We start from the raw sequence: 16,685 nt of genomic DNA on the forward strand, positions 1-16,685 counted from the left end.
TCCTCCGTGCACCTTCTCCGCGCGGGTCAGCGGGTCCGCCGCCCGGCATGGGCACGGTACCGGCGGGCGGCCAGGTTCCGGTAGGCCAGCAGCAGGGGGAGGCTGACCAGCATCAGCGCGGCGGGCAGCCAGGTGAAGCCCACCGCCAGGCCGGTCAGGGCGCTGTCCGGCTGGACGACGGGTTCGTCGAAGTCGGAGGCCCGGTAGGAGCTGAGCGCCAGCACCAGCGCGAACACCCCGGGTCCGGCGGCCATCGCGGCGGTCTCCGCGGCGGTCCACACTCCGGTGAACGCCCCGGCCTGGGCGTGCCCGGTGCGGTCGCTGTCGGCGTGCACCGATTCCGGCACCAGCGAGAACGACAGCAGCTGGAGGGCGGCGTAGCAGATCCCCAGCAGCCCGGCCAGCGCCAGCACCGCCGGGATCGAGCCGGCCCGCAGCGCCGGGTACAGGGCGGCGGCGCCCGCCGCGTACGCCGCGGCCGCGACGGCATAGCAGCGGACGTAGCCGTAGCGGGCGGCCAGCCGGTTCCACACCGGGACGGCCGGTGCGCTGGGGGCGACCAGGCAGACGAACATCGCCGAGGTCAGCCCGTAGTCGTCGAGCAGGTAGGTGGCCGCGTACGGGGCGCCGGCGAGCATGACGGCGACCGCCAGGAACTGGAGGATGGCCGAGCCGAGCAGCGCGAAGAACGGCCGGTTGCCCCAGGCGGTGCGCAGCGCGGCGACCAGGCCCAGCGGCCGGGGCCCGCTCCGGGAGGGGATCCACCGGGTGGCGCGGACGGAGGTGAGCATCACGACGGCCATCACCAGCCCGACCAGCACGCCCATCAGCGCATAGCCGGCCCGGCCTCCCCCGGCCGCCTCCACCACGACGGGGGCCAGCCCGCCGCCCACCAAGATCCCGAATGTGACGGCCACGATCCGCCAGGTCATCGCCCGGGCGCGCTGGTCGGGCCGGGGAGAGATCTCGGCGGGCAGCGCCACGTAGGGCACCTGGAAGCAGGCGAACGCCGAGGCCGCCAGCAGGAAGGCCGTCATGACCCAGGCCGCGGCCAGCGCGGGAGAGGAGCCCGGCACCGCGAACATGGCGGCAAAGAGCACCGGCAGCGCGACCGCCCCGGTCAGCAGCAGCCGGCTCCGCCGCCCGGTGCGCACCGCCTCGCGGTCGCTGGCGGCGCCCACGATCGGGTTGAGGATCACATCCCAGGCCTTGGGGAGGACCAGCGCCGCCCCGGCGATCGCCGCCGACACCCCCAGCACGTCGGTGAGGTAGTACAGCAGCAGCAGACCGGGCACCGTGGAGAACACCCCGGTGCCCACCGAGCCGATGCTGTAGCCCAGCAGCCGGCTGCGCGGCAGCGGCGGGTCCGTGATCGCGGCGGTGTCGGCGCTCATGGGAGGGGCCTGCGGCCCGGCCGTCGCAGAGGGTTCACCGGACTTCTCCGTTCAGGGACGATGGGCCGCGGCGGCCGGGGGGAACGGGACGGAGCGGGTCCCCTTCAAGGAGATCACGTTGGCGGGCGGCTGGTCGGCCTCTTGAGTGTGAAACAGCCACACGTGCAGCACCATCTCCAGCTCCAGCCGGATGTCGGGGTCGTAGAGCTGCCGCCCGAACAGCTCCTCCAGCTGGTGCAGCCGGTAGCGGACGGTCTGCGGGTGGACGTGCAGCCGGGCGGCCACCTCGGTGGCGTTGAACCCGCTCTGCAGGCAGGCCAGCAGGGTGCGCGCCAGGCGCTCGCGGTGCCGGGGCCGGACCTTCTGCAGCGGGGCCAGCCGCCGTTCGCCGACGATGCGGATCAGTTCCTCGTCCTTGAACATCACCAGCGTGGGCATGTGGTCCACGCAGCGCACCGGCCGGTCGGCCGGCAGCACCCCGCGGCGGGCCAGCGCCAGCGCCTCCCGGGCCCAGCGCAGCGACTTGGCCGCCTCCGACACCGGCACGGTGGGGCCGATCGCGGCCACCCAGTCGCGCAGCCCGCCCTCCAGCATCCGGTACCGGCCGGGGCCCTCGGGGTCGGGGACGATCAGGCAGGGTTCCCGCCGGTTGACATCGACCAGCACGTCCGGCGGCAGCGAGGGGTGGGCGTAGCGCTCGCCGCCGCGCTCGGCCAGCGCCACCGCGGCGATGGTCTGCGGCACCCGCCACTGCGCCACCCGGGCCAGGTCGGTGATCGCCTGCGGGGCGGCGGGCGGGTCGGCCAGCAGCAGGTCCAGCAGCCGGCGGCGGCGGTGCTCCAGCTCCCCGGCCACCTGGGCGCGGGCCTGGTTGTAGCCCTGGGTGGCGGCGGCGGCGATCTCGTCCAGGAAGGCGAAGATCGCCTCGGCCAGGCGGCCCAGGGTGCGCCGGCTGACGTTGAGTTTCTCGGCCTCGGCGGCCAGGCGCCGCCAGGCCACCCGGGCGCCCAGCCGCAGCGCGGTCTGCAGCGCGTCCAGGCTGCGGCCCTCCCGGGCCTCGGCCCAGCCGATCTCCCGGTAGACGGCGGCGACCGGTTCCCAGGAGGCCTCTGCGTCGCCGATCAGGTCGACGAACTGGTTCAGCGCCCCCTCCACCGCCAGCCGCACCATCCGCATGTAGTCCTCATCCAGCGGGCGGGCGTACTCGGGCACGCCCCGCTGGATCTCCTCGATCATCTCCTCGGCCACTTCCGCCAGGTAGGGCCGGCACAGGTCGGCGACCTCGGATGGGACTCCCGTCCAGGGCTGGAGCGTGTCGCGTTGCGCGGCGGCGGTGCTCACCGGTCGTACCTCCATGGTCGGCAGTCGCGGTTCCACGGAAGTTACTCCGATGTGATTCAGCCCACTTCATGAACGAAGACACAATCGACCTGGAGTTTTGTCAATCGGATGACAAAAACGGCCGCGAGAACCCCACCGGAAACGGTTCTCGCGGCCGCTGTGACAGATCGTGCCCGTTGTCGCATCCACGCACTATGCAGCCAGGGGCGAAGTCTCGCGATTTTTCTGTCACCCCTGCTCAAGGACGCTCACGGCCGCCGGGGGCCGGGGCCGGCCAGGGCCGCCGCGGCGCCCAGGCCCAGGTAGACCACCCCGGTCGCATAGGCCTGGCGGCGGCGGAAGGCGGGCCGGGCCCGCAGCCAGGCGCCCAGCGACCCGGCGGCCAGCACGTACACCAGGTCCGAGGTCAGCCCGATCGCCGCGGTCACCAGCCCCATCACCGTGATCTGGGCGGGGATCGAACCGGCCGCCGGGTCGACGAACTGCGGCAAGAACGCCAGGAAGAACAAGATGACCTTGGGGTTGAACAGGTTGACCAGCAGCCCGTCCAGGAAGATCCGCAGCAGCGGCTGCGGGCGCAGGGCGGGTTCGGCCAGGTCGTGCCGGCTGCGGAAGGTGCGGATCGCCAGATAGACCAGGTAGGCGGCGCCGGCGTACCGCAGCGCCCCGAACGCCGTGGCCGAGGCCGCCACCAGCGCCGACAGCCCGACGGCGGCGGCGCTCACGTGCACCAGGGTGCCGGTCTCCACCCCCAGCGCCGAGGCGATGCCGGCCCGCCGTCCCTCTGCGATGCTGCGGGTGATGATGTAGAGGTGGTTCGGGCCGGGGATGGCCACCAGGGTGACGGCGGCCACCAGGAACAGCAGCGGGTTGCTCATGCCCGGAACGCTACCGGCCGCCCTTTTTGCCGGAAGCCTTTGTCAGGAAATTACAGGTTCCGGCAGGTTTCAGCAGGATTCGACGGGTTCGCCCTGCGGCAGCGGCACCACCCCGGCCATGACGAGCCGGGCCGCGGTGGTGACCATGTCACGGACCTCCTCCATGGGGCGGCTCAGCGAGGTCAGCGAGATCAGCGCCGCCAGCAGCACATGCCCCAGCACGATCTCGATGTCGGTGCGCTCGGGCACCGGGGCGCCGATCGCCTGCGCCAGGCGATCGCGGATCAGCAGGAACAGCTCGGTGCGGGCGTCCTCCACGCTGGGGTCCTCGGAGGTGACGGCCTGCACGATCGCCGAGGTCAGCGTGCGGTTGGCGGCGGCCACCTCCACGATGCGCCCCAGCAGGGCGGTCAGGCGCTCGGCCGGGGTCTCCCCCACCGCCAGCGCGACGGTGTCGCCGGTGACCTCGTGCGCCCACACCGCGGCGACCTCGGTGAGCAGGTGGTCCTTGGTGGCGAAGTAGCGGTAGACGGTGGCGCGGGCCACCCCCGCCCGGTCGGCCACATCGTGCATGGTCACGGCGTGATAGCCGCCCTGCAGCGCCAGCTCCCGGGCGGCATCGATCAGCCGTGTCCGGCGTTCCTGCTGGTCTTTGCTCAAAGTCCGGGTAACGGTGATCCGCACATCGCCGGACAAGTCGGCCTCCCTACATACACCCCCCATTCTTGCGCATTTCCGTCCTGCTCGATCACGGTCGGCGCACCAACGCTGGGACGCTCCGGCTGTCGCCGCGCACAAGAGACGGGTGAAAGTTGAAAACGATGATACGGCCGACGTGAACATCCCACCGGTAACGGGGTGCGAACGGCCTTGTTCCCGAAATGTTTCAAGACCGCCGCACACCGTTCACCTGTGGCGCGGCCGCAGGGCCGCGCTCAGCGCCATTTGCCCGGGATCATCTCCTGGGCCTTGGTCTTCAGACCTTTGCGGATCACGCCCCAAGAATCGGGGTCGCCCTTGATGATGGCCTCGGCCACGTCCTTGAGCTGCTCGAATTCCGCGTGCGGGGGGATCGGCGGAATGTCGGGGTCCACCCGCACATCCAGCACGGCCGGGCGGCCGGCGCTCAGCGCCCGCTCCCAGGCCGGCCCGATCGCCTCCGGTTTGTCCACCTCGATGCCCTCCAGGCCGAGGGAACGGGCGAACGCCGCGTACGGCACCTCCGGCAGGCTCTGGGACTCGGTGAACTTCGGCGCCCCGCCCATCGCCCGCAGCTCCCAGGTCACCTGGTTGAGGTCGTTGTTGTGCAGCACCGCCACCACCAGGCGGGGATCGGCCCAACGCTGGTAGTAGCGCTGCACCGTGATCAGCTCGGCCAGCCCGTTCATCTGCATCGCCCCGTCCCCCACCAGCGCGATCGCCGGGCGGTCGGGGCAGGCGAACTTGGCGCCGATGGCGTACGGCACGCCCGGCCCCATGGTGGACAGCGTGCCCGACAGCGAGCCCCGCACCTGGCCGCGGAACCGCAGGTCGCGGGCGTACCAGTTGGCGGCCGAGCCGGAGTCGGCGGTGACGATGGCGTTGTCGGGCAGCCGGGAGGACAGCTCCCAGAACAGGCGCATCGGGTTGATCGGCTCGGCCTCCAGGTGGGCCTGCCGTTCCACGACCTCCCACCAGCGGGCCACGTTGTGCTCCACCGTACGCCGCCAGGAGCGGTCCTCCTTGCGGCGCAGCAGCGGGATCAGCGCCCGCAGCGTCTCGGCGGCGTCCCCCACCAGATTGACCTCGGTGGGGTAGCGCATCCCGATCATCCGGCCGTCCACGTCGATCTGCACCGCGCGGGCGGCCCCGAACTCCGGCAGGTACTGGGTGTAGGGGAAGTTCGAGCCGACGATCAGCAGCGTGTCGCAGTCGCGCATCAGCTCATAGGAGGGCCGGGTGCCCAGCAGCCCGATCGACCCGGTCACATACGGCAGGTCGTCGGGCAGCACGTCCTTGCCCAGCAGCGCCTTGGCCACCCCGGCGCCGGTGAGCTCGGCGACCTCCATCACCTCCCGGCGGGCACCGCGGGCGCCCTGGCCGACCAGGATCGCCACCTTGCTGCCGGCGTTGAGGATCTCGGCGGCGCGCTCCAGCTCCGGCTGCGGCGCCCGGGTGAGCGGGCGGACGTAGCCGGGCGCCGAAGACGGCACCTGCCGGAAGGCGTGCTCGGGCGGCCGGTAGGTCTCCTCCTGCAGGTCGGCCGGGATGATCACGCAGGTGGGGGCGCGTTCGGCCAGCGCGATCCGCAGCGCCCGGTCGATCAGGTTGGGCAGCTGCTCGGGGACGGTGGCCATCTGCACATAGGCGCTCGCCACGTCCTTGAACAGCGACAGCAGGTCCACCTCCTGCTGGTAGTTGCCGCCCATGGCGGCGCGGTCGGTCTGGCCGACGACGGCCACCACCGGCACGTGGTCGAGCTTGGCGTCGTACAGGCCGTTGAGCAGGTGGATCGCGCCGGGCCCGCTGGTGGCCATGCACACCCCCACCCGGCCGCCGAACTTGGCGTAGCCGACGGCCTGGAAGGCCGCCATCTCCTCGTGCCTGCTCTGCACGAACCGCGGCTCGTCGCCGGCCTTGCCGAAGGCGGCGATGAGCCCGTTGATCCCGTCGCCGGGGTAGCCGAAGACGTGCTCCACGCCCCAGTCCCGGAGCCGTTTGAGCACGTAATCCCCTACGGTGAGCGCCATACGGTTCTCCTCCCTGTCTTCCTCCCTCTGCGGGCTTCCCCGGGGCCGGCGTTGAAACGTGGGGAAGTGGCCCTCCGGTGGGAAGGAGTGCGGGAGAAGCGCCGCGGCCGGTCAGATCCGGACGGTGGCGGTGCCTGAGACGCCGGGGGCGGGGGCGGAGGAGTTGAGCCGGTCGCGCAGGATGAACGCCCCGGCCAGCACCGCGACCACGACCAGGATCGCCGCGACGGTGACGATCACGACGGTCTTGGTGCGCTCGCGCTCGTACCGGTTCACCGGCCGCAGCGACTGGTGCTGCGCCGAGGGCTGCGGCCAGTTCACGGGGGCGTAGGGAGGCGGCGCCCAGTCCCCCTGCACCAGGGTGCGGGGCTGGGAGCCGGAGTGCGGCGGCGGGGGCTGCCTGCGCGGCCCGGAGTCGTCCCGGGTGGTGGCCTCCAGATCGGGTGAGTCGACGACGGTCTCCTCCATCTGGGGCGGCAGCGGCGGGGGCGGGCCGTAGCCGACCGAGGGAGGAGAGTGCGGCCGGCTCAGCGGCTGCCGGGACAGCGGGCCGCCGACCTGCTGCGCGGAGGACCGCCGGGGGGACGGGCCGCTCAGCGGCTCGTCCACCTTGGTCTCATCCAGCTTGGTCTCATCCAGCACCGTGGAGAACTCGCGCACCTGGGGCGGCGGCGCGACGGGCCGGGGCCGGGCCTGGGGCATGCTCGCCACCTCGGCGAGCTTGGGCAGCGCCTGGTCGGCGGTCAGTCGGTACATCGGCTCGCGGGCCAGCAGCCCCATCAGCACCTCGGTCAGCGGCCCGGCGTTGCGCGGCGGCGGCACCGGCTCGGTGAGCACCGCCGACAGCGACGCCATCGCATCGGCGCGCTCGTAAGGGGAGCGCCCCTCGACCGCCGCATACAGGGTGGCGCCCAGCGACCACAGGTCGGAGGCCGGCACCGCCCGGTGGCCCTGGGCCCGTTCCGGCGGGATGTAGGCGGGCGAGCCCATCACCAGCCCGGTCTGGGTGAGGGTGGACTCCCCCTCCATCTGGGCGATGCCGAAGTCGGTCAGCACCGCCCGCCCCTCGTCGGTGATCAGCACGTTGCTGGGCTTGACGTCGCGGTGCAGGATGCCCTTGCTGTGCGCGTGGCGCAGCGCCTCCAGGGTCTGCCGGCCGATCTCGGCGGCCCGGCGCGGCGAGATGGGGCCCTCGTCGATCAGGTCCTGCAGCGAGCGGGCCCGCACGAACTCCATCACCAGCCAGGGCCGGCCGCCCTCGTTGAGCACGTCGTGGACGGTGACCACGCCGGGGTGGTTGAGCCGGGCCGAGGCCCGCGCCTCCCGGAAGGTCCGCTCATACAGGACGTCGCGCTCTTCCTGGCTCAGTCCCGGCGGCAGCAGCACCTCCTTGACCGCCACCTCGCGGCCGAGCATGGTGTCGTAGGCCTGCCAGACGGTCCCCATCCCGCCGCGGCCGACCACCCGGTCGAGACGGTAGCGGTTGCCGAGCAGATGACCCTGCTGCCCCTGCGCCATATCTGAATGGTCCCCCGTCTGGGACGCGCGAGTCCCTCCTGCGATGCCTCCGGCCGGTCAGGGCCGGAACGTGTCGAGGATATTGTTCACCCTTTCGCGGTTGACCTCCCAGTGCTGTTGCGGGATCGCGACGAACACCGCGTAAGGCTGCCCGTTGACGATGGTCCCGCGGTCAATGCCGCGCATGGGAATTCCGTCCCGGGTCCAGGTGAATTCCAAATCGGCGGCGTCGTAGCCGAGCCCCGTGGGACGGCGCAGGTCGATGCGGCGGTAGCCGGGCAGGATGTTCCCCCGGATCACGGCGCGCTCCCAGCGCTCCCAGTGGTCGGCCGGGTCGCCGCTCCATTCGGTCCGGTCGACCTGGACGTAGGCGCCCCAGGAGGAACGCCAGAACACGCTGTTGCCCTCTTCGGAGCGGACCCAGCCCGCCGGCACCGAGATCCGGTAGCCGCCGGGCCCGCTCACCGGCTGCAGTTCGGGCAGCAGCGACGCCGTGGGGGTCGGGAAGGGCGAGGGCCGCTCCGCGGGGACGCCGGTCGCCGGGGGCTGCGGCTGCTCCGGCCCGCTCACCTGGCCGGACTGCTGCCGGACCGCGCCGCCGCCTTGGCCGCCGCCGGAGTTCATCTGCACGATCAGGATGCCGGCCAGCACGGTCACCAAGGTGGTGAGCACGCCCACCAGGATCAGCATGCCCAGGTTGGTCGAGGAGCCGCCGGCGGGGACGGTCTGGACGGTCTGCGGGAAGGGCTGGGGCGCCGGAACGGTCGCGGGCGGGGCCTGCGGCGGCGGGGGCGGAACCGGCCGGGCGCCGCTTTCGACCCGCGCCAGCATCTCCTCCGCCTGCGCGGCGGTCAGCCGGCGCACCGGGTCGCGCACCAGCAGCCCGCTCAGCACCGGGGTCAGCGGGCCGGCGCGGCGCGGGGGCGGCGGGTCCTCGTTCATGACGGCCGCCAGCACCGCCATGACATCGGGACGGTCGTGCGGGGGGCGTCCCTCGCAGGCGGCGTACAAGGTGGCGCCCAGCGACCACAGGTCGGAGGCCGGGATGGCGGGCTCGCCCCTGGCCCGCTCGGGCGGCATGTAGGCGGGCGAGCCGACCAGCGACCCGGTGCGGGTGAGCGCGGTGTCGCCTTCCACCCGGGCGATGCCGAAGTCGGTCAGCACCGCCCGTCCCTCGTCGGTGACCAGCACGTTGGCGGGCTTGATGTCACGGTGCAAGATCCCCACGGCGTGGGCGGCGCGCAGGGCCGCCACCAGCTGCCGGCCGATGCCGGCGACCCGCTCGGGCGGCAACGGCCCCTCCGCGGCGAGGATCTCCGCCAGCGAACGCGCCCGGACCAGCTCCATGACGATCCACGGGCGGCCGTCTTCGTCCACCACGTCGTGCACGGTGACGATGCCGGGGTGGCTGAGCCGGGCGGCGGCCCGGGCCTCGCGCAGCGTCCGCTCCCGCACGCCGCGCCGTTCCTCCTCGCTCAGCCCGGCCTGGACCAGCACCTCCTTGACCGCCACCTCGCGGTCGAGCATCTCGTCGCGGGCCCGCCAGACGGTGCCCATGCCGCCTCGGCCGAGCATCTCCACCAGCCGGTAGCGGCCGGCGATCCGGCGTCCCGCCTCAGCCTCCCCCGGCTGCGCACTCGTCATGATCGGCCGATCCCCTCAAGGAGTGTCGGATTCCGCCGGGCGTCAGTCGGCGGGCTCGAAGAAGCTGAAGATCGGCTCCAGCTCGGGGCGTTCTTTGTCCCACTCCTCCTCGGGCAGCACCAGGAAGATCGCATACCCCCGGTCGCCGGCCACGAAGCCCCGGTTCAGGCCGTGCATCCGGCCGGAGCCGGACTGCCAGGTGAACTCCCAGTCGGCCGACTTGCTGCCGTCGCCGGTGTCGGGGATGGGAGGGTGGTCGCCGGTCGGCTCCAGCCGCAGCCGCCGATAGCCGGGGAACCTGCCGTCGCCCTTGACCGCGGCCTCCAGGTCCTGCCAGTCCTTCAGAGCGCTGGGATTGGGGTCCGTGGTCTGGTCGATCTGGACGTAGGCGCCGTCGTCGCCGCGGAAGAACACGCTGCTGCCGCGGCGCTCGGGGCCCTCCCAGTCCTCGGGGACCGCGATGACGAACCCGGTGGAGTCCTCATAGCGGCGGAAGTCCTCGGGGACCTCCTGCGTCGCCTCCGCGGGCGCGGCGCTGACCGTGGCGGCGTGGGTCGTCGCGGGCGGTTCCTGGCCGGCCGTCGCCGCACCGGCGGGCCGCTCGGTGCGGCCGGACCTCTCGCCGCCGCCGCGGGCCATCCACAGCGCGCCGATCACCAGCAGCAGCGCCACCACGACCGCCCCCACCAGGATCGCCGTCTGGCGTCCGCCGCCGCGGGCGGTGGGCGCCGTGCCGGCCGGCGGGGCGAGCTCGGCCGCCGCCGTCGGCGGGGCGGGCATGGCGGAGTCGGCCCTGGTCTTGAGCGCCTCGGCGTCCTCGGCCCGGGTCTGCAGCGACTCACCGCCGTCGGTGCGGGTCTGCAGCGGATCGGCGAGGGCGGCGGGCTCCGGCGGCGGTTCCACCGGCCGGGTGTACTGGGCGTCGACGGATTCCGCGCGGACGATCTCATCCAGCAGCATCCCGGCCTCAGGAGCGCTCATCCGCTCCTCGGGGTCCTTGCGCAGCAGGCCCTCGATCACCGGGGCGAGCGGGCCGGCGTGCGGGGGCGGCGGCGGGTCGTCGGAGATGACCGCCACCAGCGAGGCCATCGGCTCGGGCCGTTCGAACGGGGAGCGGCCCTCGAGCATGGCGTACAAGGTGACGCCCAGCGACCACAGATCGGAGGCCGGCCCGGCGGTCTTGCCGCGGGCGCGTTCGGGGGCGATGTAGGCGGGCGAGCCCATCACCAGCCCGGTCTGGGTGAGGGTGGCGTCCCCCGTGGCGACGGCGATACCGAAGTCGGTCAGCACCGCCCGGTCGCCGGTGGTCACCAGCACGTTGCTGGGCTTGACGTCGCGGTGCAGCACCCCGGCCTCGTGCGCGGCGTGCAGGGCGGCCAGCATCTGCCGGCCGATCTCGGCGGCCCGCCGCACATCCAGCGGCCCCTCCTGCTTGATCACCTGGTCCAGCGAACGGGCCCGGATCAGCTCCATGACGATCCACGGCCGGCCGTCCTCTTCGACCACGTCGTAGACGGTGACCACGCCCGGATGGCCGAGCCGCGCCGCGGTGCGGGCCTCACGGAACGTGCGCTTGTACTGGACGGCGCGCTCCTCCTCGGTGAGGCCGTGCGGCAGGATGACCTCCTTCACCGCCACGTCACGTCCGAGGACCTCATCGTGGGCGTGCCATACAGTCCCCATGCCGCCGTGCCCGACCGGGGCCAACAGGCGGTAGCGCCGGGCAAGCAGTCTCTCCCCGGCGGTGTCGTTCGGCATATGCGCGACCATATCGAGAAATTGCTGACAACCTCGGAGGGGGCACGCGAGTTCCCTCATACTTACGACGCCGCAGTGACGGCCGAGGTTCGCCGACGCGACGCCCGAGCATGCAAAGGGTGCACGAGTGAGACCCGGTAGAACAGAGAAGACGACGCCAAGTCACCACGGGGGCCCGATGACGGCTGACAGCAAGGTCCCGGCCGGCACCGCCGGCCACGGGCTGCGTGACGGCTGGCAGCGCCTCACCAAAGCGGCCCCCGACGTCTTCTTCTGGTACACCCGCCTGTCGGGCGTGCTGTCGATCCTGGCGTTCGTCTCCTCGGACCTGATCCAGCGGCTGGGCGGCATCTGGGCGCTGCAGTGGATCTACTACCTGGGCTTCACCGCCAGCCTGCCGTACGGGGTGCTGCTGATCCTGCTGTCGATGGGCGTGCGGCGGCGCAAGAAGGCCGCCTGGCGGATCCTGATGCTGCTGTTCGGCGGCTACTTCGCCATCGCGCTGCTGGTGGTCGGCTCCCTGGCGGCCGATCCGGACCGGTCGGTGGCGGCCGGCGAGCTGGTCACGGTGGTCGCCTACGCGGCGGTGCTGACGCTGCTGGCGGCGGCGCGTCCGGAGTTCAACGCGCTGCCCGACCGGGCCAACCGGCGGCTGGCGCTGGCGGTGTTCTCCGGGCTGCTGGTGGTCAGCGGGCTGCTGGGCACCGGGCTGGTCACGTTGATGAACCGCGACCCCGACGGGCGCTTCCTGACCGACGCGCTGTATGTGGTGCTGCAGACCGTCGGCGGGCCGGGGGTGACCGGCGAGCCCATCAACGTGGACGTGCCGACCCGGGTCAACCTGCTGCTGGGGGTGCTGGGCACCGGCCTGCTGATCATCACGTTCTGGGCGCTGTTCCGCCCGGGCCATCGCGACGCGGTGCTCAGCCCCGCCGAGGAGCTGACCGCCCGCCGGCTGCTGGCCGAGTACGGCGAGCAGGACTCGTTGGGCTACTTCGCGCTGCGCCGCGACAAGAACGTCATCGTCGCCCCCAACGGCAAGGCCGCCATCTCCTACCGCGTCGAGGGGGCGGTCTCGCTGGCCAGCGGCGACCCGCTGGGCGACCCGGAGTCCTGGGACCAGGCCATCGAGCTGTGGCTGGCCGAGTGCCGCGCGCACGCCTGGATCCCCGGGGTGGTCAGCGCCGGGGAGCGCGCCGCGCACGTCTACCGGCGGCACGGCTTCGACGCGCTGGAGCTGGGCGATGAGGCCATCTTGGAGCTGACCGACTTCACCTTGGACGGCCGGGAGATGCGCCAGGTCCGCCAGGCGGTGCGGCGGGTGGAGCGGGCCGGCTACACGGTGCGGATCCGCCGGCACGCCCAGATCCCGCCCGAGGAGATGGCGCAGCTGATCGCCAGCGCCGACCGGTGGCGGGAGGGGGCCATCGAGCGCGGGTTCTCCATGGCGCTGGGCCGCCTCGGCGACCCCACCGACGGCCGCTGCCTGATGGTCGAGGCGTTCGACGCCCAGGGCCGGCTGCGCGGCCTGCTGAGCTTCGTGCCCTGGGGCCGGCACGGGCTGTCGCTGGACCTGATGCGCCGCGACCGCACCGCCGAGAACGGCCTGAACGAGTTCATGATCGCCAAGGTGGCGGAGCAGGCGGCGCTGATCGGCGCGCAGAAGATGTCGCTGAACTTCGCGATGCTGCGCTCGGCGTTCGAGCGCGGCTCCCAGCTGGGCGCCGGACCGGTGGCCCGGGCCTGGCACCGGTTCCTGTCGCTGGCCTCCAAGTTCTGGCAGCTGGAGTCGCTGTACCTGGCCAACGCCAAGTACAACCCCACCTGGGCGCCCCGGTTCGTCTGCTACCAGCAGTCCCGGGACCTGGTGCGGCTGGGGCTGGCGTTCGCCCGGGCCGAGGGGTTCCTGCCCACCCTGAACCGGCCCCGCCTGGAGCGCGCCGCCCGGCTCACCCCCTCCCCCGAGCTGGTGCGGCGGATCAAGCGGATCGAGGAGGAGGCCGAGGCCGCCCGCGCCCCGCAGCGGCGGCTGTCGGAGCAGGAGCGGGTGCGGCACGCCAAGCTGGAGCACATCCGCGCCGCCGGGATGGACCCCTACCCGCTGGGGTTCGACCGCACCGATTTCGCCGCCGACATCCGCGCCCGCTTCGGCGGCCTGCCCCCCGACGCCCGCACCGGCGAGCAGGTGCGCATCGCCGGGCGGGTGATGCTGGCCCGTGAGCACGGCCGGCTGGTGTTCGTCACGCTGCGCGATGAGACCGGCGACATCCAGGTGATGCTGTCGGCCGACCGGCTGGAGCCCGACGGGCCGGACGGCGCGCCGGTCCCCGGCTCGCTGCGGGCCTGGAAGCGCCTGATCGACCTGGGCGACCAGGTCGGCATCGCGGGCGAGGTGGTCACCTCCAAGCGCGGGGAGCTGTCGGTGCTGGCCACGAGCTGGACGCTGACGGCCAAATGCCTGCGCCCGCTGCCCAACAAGCGCAGCGGCCTGGCCGACCCGGAGGCGCGGGTGCGGCAGCGGTATGTGGAGTTCATCGTCAACGACGAGGCCCGCCGGATGCTGCGGATGCGCGGCGATGCGGTGGCGGCGATCCGCGACCGGCTGCGCGAGCTGGGCTACCTGGAGGTGGAGACGCCCATGCTGCAGCCCATCCACGGCGGCGCCGCGGCCCGGCCGTTCACCACCCGCATCAACGCCTACAACATGCAGCTGTACCTGCGGATCGCCCCCGAGCTGTACCTCAAGCGGCTGCTGGTCGGCGGGGTCGGCAAGGTCTTCGAGATCAACCGCAACTTCCGCAACGAGGGCGTCTCCCCCAAGCACAATCCCGAGTTCACGATGCTGGAGGCCTACGAGCCCTACGGCGACTACGACACCATGGCCGCCCTGACCCGGGATCTGGTGCTGCGGGCCGCCCGCGCGGCGCTGGGCACCACGGTGGTGGTGCGCGACGGCGCCGAATGCGACCTGGCCGAGCCGTGGCGCCAGATCACCGTGTACGAGTCGGTCTCCCGGGCCCTCGGCGAGGAGATCACCCCCGACACCCCCGCGTCCCTGGTCGGCAAGTACGCCGAGCGGGCGGGCCTGGAGTTCGACGCCGGCTGGGGGCAGGGCAAGCTGGTGCAGGAGCTGTTCGAGGCGCTGGTGGAGCCCGGGATCAAGGCCCCCACCTTCGTCCGCGACTACCCCGCCGAGACCTCCCCGCTGACCCGCCCGCACCGCGCCGACCCCCGGCTGGCCGAAAAGTGGGACCTGATCGTCTTCGGGCTGGAGCTGGGCACCGCCTACAGCGAGCTGATCGACCCGATCCTGCAGCGGCAGCGGCTCACCGAGCAGTCGCTGCTGGCCGCCGGGGGCGACCCGGAGGCGATGGAGCTGGATGAGGACTTCCTGCGCGCCCTGGAGTACGCCATGCCGCCGGCCGGCGGGATGGGCATGGGCATCGACCGGCTGCTGATCACCCTGACCGGCAAGAGCATCCGCGAGACCATCCCCTTCCCGCTGGCGCGTCCCCGCTGACCGGGCGCCCGGGGGCTTCAGCCGCCTTGGCCGCGCAGGACGCAGAACTCGTTGCCCTCCGGGTCGGCCAGGACCACCCAGCTCTGCTCGCCCTGGCCGATGTCGACCCGGCGGGCGCCCAGCGCGCAGATCCGTTCCACCTCGGCCGCCTGGTCATCGGGGGTCAGGTCCAGGTGCAGGCGGTTCTTGCCGGTCTTGGGGTCGGGTGTCCGCAGGAAGAGGATCTTGGGGAAGGTGCCCTCGTCCATGCCGAGGGAAACGCTCTCGGCGTCCTCCTCCAGGATCTTGAAGTTCAGCACCCGGCTCCAGAATTCGGCCAGGGCACGCGGGTTCGCGCAGTCGACGACGAGCCAGTCCCAGGTGCTAGCCATGCGCTCGCTCTACCCCGCTCCGCTCAGCGGCCAGTGTGGGCACGTTGTGTCTCCTCGGTGAGATGGTTCTGCGTCTCCTACCCGGGAACGGGGGGGATGACCCTTAAGCGGCGTTATGACGCGCCACCAGTTCCGGTAGGACGGCAAGGTCGTCCAGCACGAAGGTGCAGCCGCGCAACGCCTGTTCGTCGTGCTGGATGTGCCCCCACGGGCCGCGTCGCAGGAAGGCCGCCTGCATGCCGAACGCCAGGGCGGGACGGACGTCGTTGTCGATGCGGTCCCCCACGTACAGGATCTCCTCGGGGGGCAGGCCGCACTCGGCGGCGCAGCGGGCGAAGAATCGCCGGTCGGGCTTGCTGAGCCCCCACACGTCGGAGATCCCCACCACGTCCGCCTCCAGCCCCAGTGCGGCGAACTGTTCGGCGGCCCGCACCGGCTGGTTGCCGGCCACTCCCACATACAGGCCCTGGGCGCGCAGGGCGGCCAGGCAGTCGCGGGCGTCGGGGTAGAGGTCCTGCGGGCCGAACCCGGCGGGGATGCCGGCGGCGGCCCGCAGCCGTTCCTCTTTCTCCAGGTCGAAGCCGGGGCGGAAGTACTCCAGCAGGTCCATGTGGGTGCCGCCGGTGGCCAGCACCGCGCCCAGCTTGGCCAGGAAGGTGTGCCGGGGCACCCCCAGCCAGTCGGCCCACCGGCCGTAGATCTCCCCTTCGTTGATCAGCGTCTCGCCGATGTCGAAGAAGACCGCCTTGATGGGGCCCCGGTTCATCGCACCGCTCGTCGTCAAGGCAGCTCCACCGACTCTCCCGGCTTCAGGCGCCGGTAGTCCTTGCCGGCCTTGGCGGCGGCGTTGCTCACGTGGTTCTCCATGACCGCGATGCCGACGTCGTTGAGGATCCCGTCGTGGATGACGTAGGCCCGTTCGGGGGCGATCTCCTTGACGTAGGAGTACATCTCGGAGACCTTCATCCACGGCGCGCTGCCGGGCAGGCACAGCGTGGGCACCGGCTCCGGCGGCACGGTGAGCGCGTCGCCGGGGTGGAAGACCTGGCCGTCGATCAGGTAGCCGGTGTTGGGGATGGGCGGCACGTCCGGGTCGAGGATCTCGTGGTCCTCGCCGTAGACGTGGATGTCGAAGCCGGCGACGGTCAGGGCGTCGCCGTGGCCGACGCTCTTCACCCGCTCGCCCAGGTCGGCCAGCTTGGAGGCCACCACGCGGGAGGCGTACACCCGCAGGCGCTCGTTGGCGGCCATCGCCTGCCGCAGCCGGTCTTCGTCGAAGTGGTCGAAGTGCTCGTGGGTGATGAGCACCGCGTCGGCGCCCTCCAGGGCGTCCTGCTCGGGGGTCAGGCCGCCGGGGTCGATGACCAAGGTCCCCTCGTCCTTGCTCAGCCGAACGCAGGAGTGCCCGAGTTTGGTCAGCCTCATCGCTCCCTCCTTCCGCTCCCGATGCTTTCACGCGTGGCGAGGCGTTCGGACGCCCGGGGCGGTCATCGGCAATGACGCCGGGGGGTTCATTGACGTTCCCGGGAGCC

At 72.4% G+C, this 16,685-nt stretch carries 12 protein-coding genes; 1 reads left to right on the forward strand and 11 read right to left on the reverse strand.

Features of this window, described 5'->3' with window-relative positions:
- Positions 1 to 26: 26 nt before the first annotated feature.
- From BUE48_RS19725 to BUE48_RS19760, 8 genes are all read right to left on the reverse strand, one after another.
- Positions 27 to 1,394 (reverse strand): MFS transporter, encoded by a 1,368-nt coding sequence (locus tag BUE48_RS19725; protein ID WP_286990707.1) that lies wholly within the window; start codon positions 1,392 to 1,394, stop codon positions 27 to 29.
- Positions 1,395 to 1,445: 51 nt separating this feature from the next.
- Entirely contained in the window at positions 1,446 to 2,750 is a 1,305-nt protein-coding gene (locus tag BUE48_RS19730; RefSeq protein ID WP_052305561.1) for a PucR family transcriptional regulator, read from the reverse strand.
- Between the two features lie 233 nt (positions 2,751 to 2,983).
- Entirely contained in the window at positions 2,984 to 3,613 is a 630-nt protein-coding gene (locus BUE48_RS19735) for a LysE family translocator (protein ID WP_012854277.1), read from the reverse strand.
- Positions 3,614 to 3,682: 69 nt separating this feature from the next.
- Positions 3,683 to 4,309, reverse strand: a complete 627-nt coding sequence (locus tag BUE48_RS19740; RefSeq protein ID WP_286990708.1) for a TetR/AcrR family transcriptional regulator — start codon at positions 4,307 to 4,309, stop codon at positions 3,683 to 3,685.
- Positions 4,310 to 4,548: 239 nt separating this feature from the next.
- Entirely contained in the window at positions 4,549 to 6,342 is a 1,794-nt protein-coding gene (locus BUE48_RS19745) for a thiamine pyrophosphate-requiring protein (protein ID WP_012854279.1), read from the reverse strand.
- Positions 6,343 to 6,453: 111 nt separating this feature from the next.
- Positions 6,454 to 7,860, reverse strand: coding sequence for a serine/threonine-protein kinase (locus BUE48_RS19750; RefSeq protein ID WP_286990709.1), 1,407 nt, complete (start codon positions 7,858 to 7,860; stop codon positions 6,454 to 6,456).
- A gap of 57 nt (positions 7,861 to 7,917) precedes the next feature.
- On the reverse strand, positions 7,918 to 9,504 hold the full coding sequence (locus BUE48_RS19755; protein WP_286990710.1) for a serine/threonine-protein kinase: 1,587 nt from the start codon (positions 9,502 to 9,504) through the stop codon (positions 7,918 to 7,920).
- Positions 9,505 to 9,546: 42 nt separating this feature from the next.
- On the reverse strand, positions 9,547 to 11,262 hold the full coding sequence (locus BUE48_RS19760) for a serine/threonine-protein kinase (RefSeq protein ID WP_286990711.1): 1,716 nt from the start codon (positions 11,260 to 11,262) through the stop codon (positions 9,547 to 9,549).
- A 178-nt stretch (positions 11,263 to 11,440) separates the two neighbouring features.
- On the opposite strand from BUE48_RS19760, the gene lysX reads away from it, so the two are divergent.
- Positions 11,441 to 14,782, forward strand: coding sequence for a bifunctional lysylphosphatidylglycerol synthetase/lysine--tRNA ligase LysX (lysX, locus tag BUE48_RS19765; RefSeq protein WP_012854283.1), 3,342 nt, complete (start codon positions 11,441 to 11,443; stop codon positions 14,780 to 14,782).
- A gap of 17 nt (positions 14,783 to 14,799) precedes the next feature.
- On the opposite strand, the gene BUE48_RS19770 is transcribed toward lysX, so the two are convergent.
- The 3 genes from BUE48_RS19770 to BUE48_RS19780 all read right to left on the reverse strand — a co-directional run bounded on the left by BUE48_RS19770 (position 14,800) and on the right by BUE48_RS19780 (position 16,578).
- Positions 14,800 to 15,153: a VOC family protein gene (locus tag BUE48_RS19770; protein ID WP_012854284.1), complete on the reverse strand. Its 354-nt coding sequence runs from the start codon at positions 15,151 to 15,153 to the stop codon at positions 14,800 to 14,802.
- Positions 15,154 to 15,256: 103 nt separating this feature from the next.
- Positions 15,257 to 15,937, reverse strand: coding sequence for an HAD family hydrolase (locus tag BUE48_RS19775; protein ID WP_286990712.1), 681 nt, complete (start codon positions 15,935 to 15,937; stop codon positions 15,257 to 15,259).
- On the reverse strand, positions 15,934 to 16,578 hold the full coding sequence (locus BUE48_RS19780) for an MBL fold metallo-hydrolase (protein ID WP_012854286.1): 645 nt from the start codon (positions 16,576 to 16,578) through the stop codon (positions 15,934 to 15,936). Before BUE48_RS19780 ends, BUE48_RS19775 begins: the two co-directional genes overlap by 4 nt.
- Positions 16,579 to 16,685 lie beyond the last annotated feature (107 nt).

The organism is Thermomonospora sp. CIF 1, from assembly GCF_001896795.1.
GTDB lineage: Bacteria > Actinomycetota > Actinomycetes > Streptosporangiales > Streptosporangiaceae > Thermomonospora > Thermomonospora curvata.

Bases quoted from the DNA above. Each gene is read 5' to 3' on its own strand.
- lysX (WP_012854283.1), top strand. From the start codon at position 11,441: ATGACGGCTGACAGCAAGGTCCCGGCCGGCACCGCCGGCCACGGGCTG.
- BUE48_RS19760 (WP_286990711.1), bottom strand. From the start codon at position 11,262: ATGCCGAACGACACCGCCGGGGAGAGACTGCTTGCCCGGCGCTACCGC.
- BUE48_RS19745 (WP_012854279.1), bottom strand. From the start codon at position 6,342: ATGGCGCTCACCGTAGGGGATTACGTGCTCAAACGGCTCCGGGACTGG.
- BUE48_RS19755 (WP_286990710.1), bottom strand. From the start codon at position 9,504: ATGACGAGTGCGCAGCCGGGGGAGGCTGAGGCGGGACGCCGGATCGCC.
- BUE48_RS19735 (WP_012854277.1), bottom strand. From the start codon at position 3,613: ATGAGCAACCCGCTGCTGTTCCTGGTGGCCGCCGTCACCCTGGTGGCC.
- BUE48_RS19780 (WP_012854286.1), bottom strand. From the start codon at position 16,578: ATGAGGCTGACCAAACTCGGGCACTCCTGCGTTCGGCTGAGCAAGGAC.
- BUE48_RS19730 (WP_052305561.1), bottom strand. From the start codon at position 2,750: ATGGAGGTACGACCGGTGAGCACCGCCGCCGCGCAACGCGACACGCTC.
- BUE48_RS19770 (WP_012854284.1), bottom strand. From the start codon at position 15,153: ATGGCTAGCACCTGGGACTGGCTCGTCGTCGACTGCGCGAACCCGCGT.
- BUE48_RS19725 (WP_286990707.1), bottom strand. From the start codon at position 1,394: ATGAGCGCCGACACCGCCGCGATCACGGACCCGCCGCTGCCGCGCAGC.
- BUE48_RS19750 (WP_286990709.1), bottom strand. From the start codon at position 7,860: ATGGCGCAGGGGCAGCAGGGTCATCTGCTCGGCAACCGCTACCGTCTC.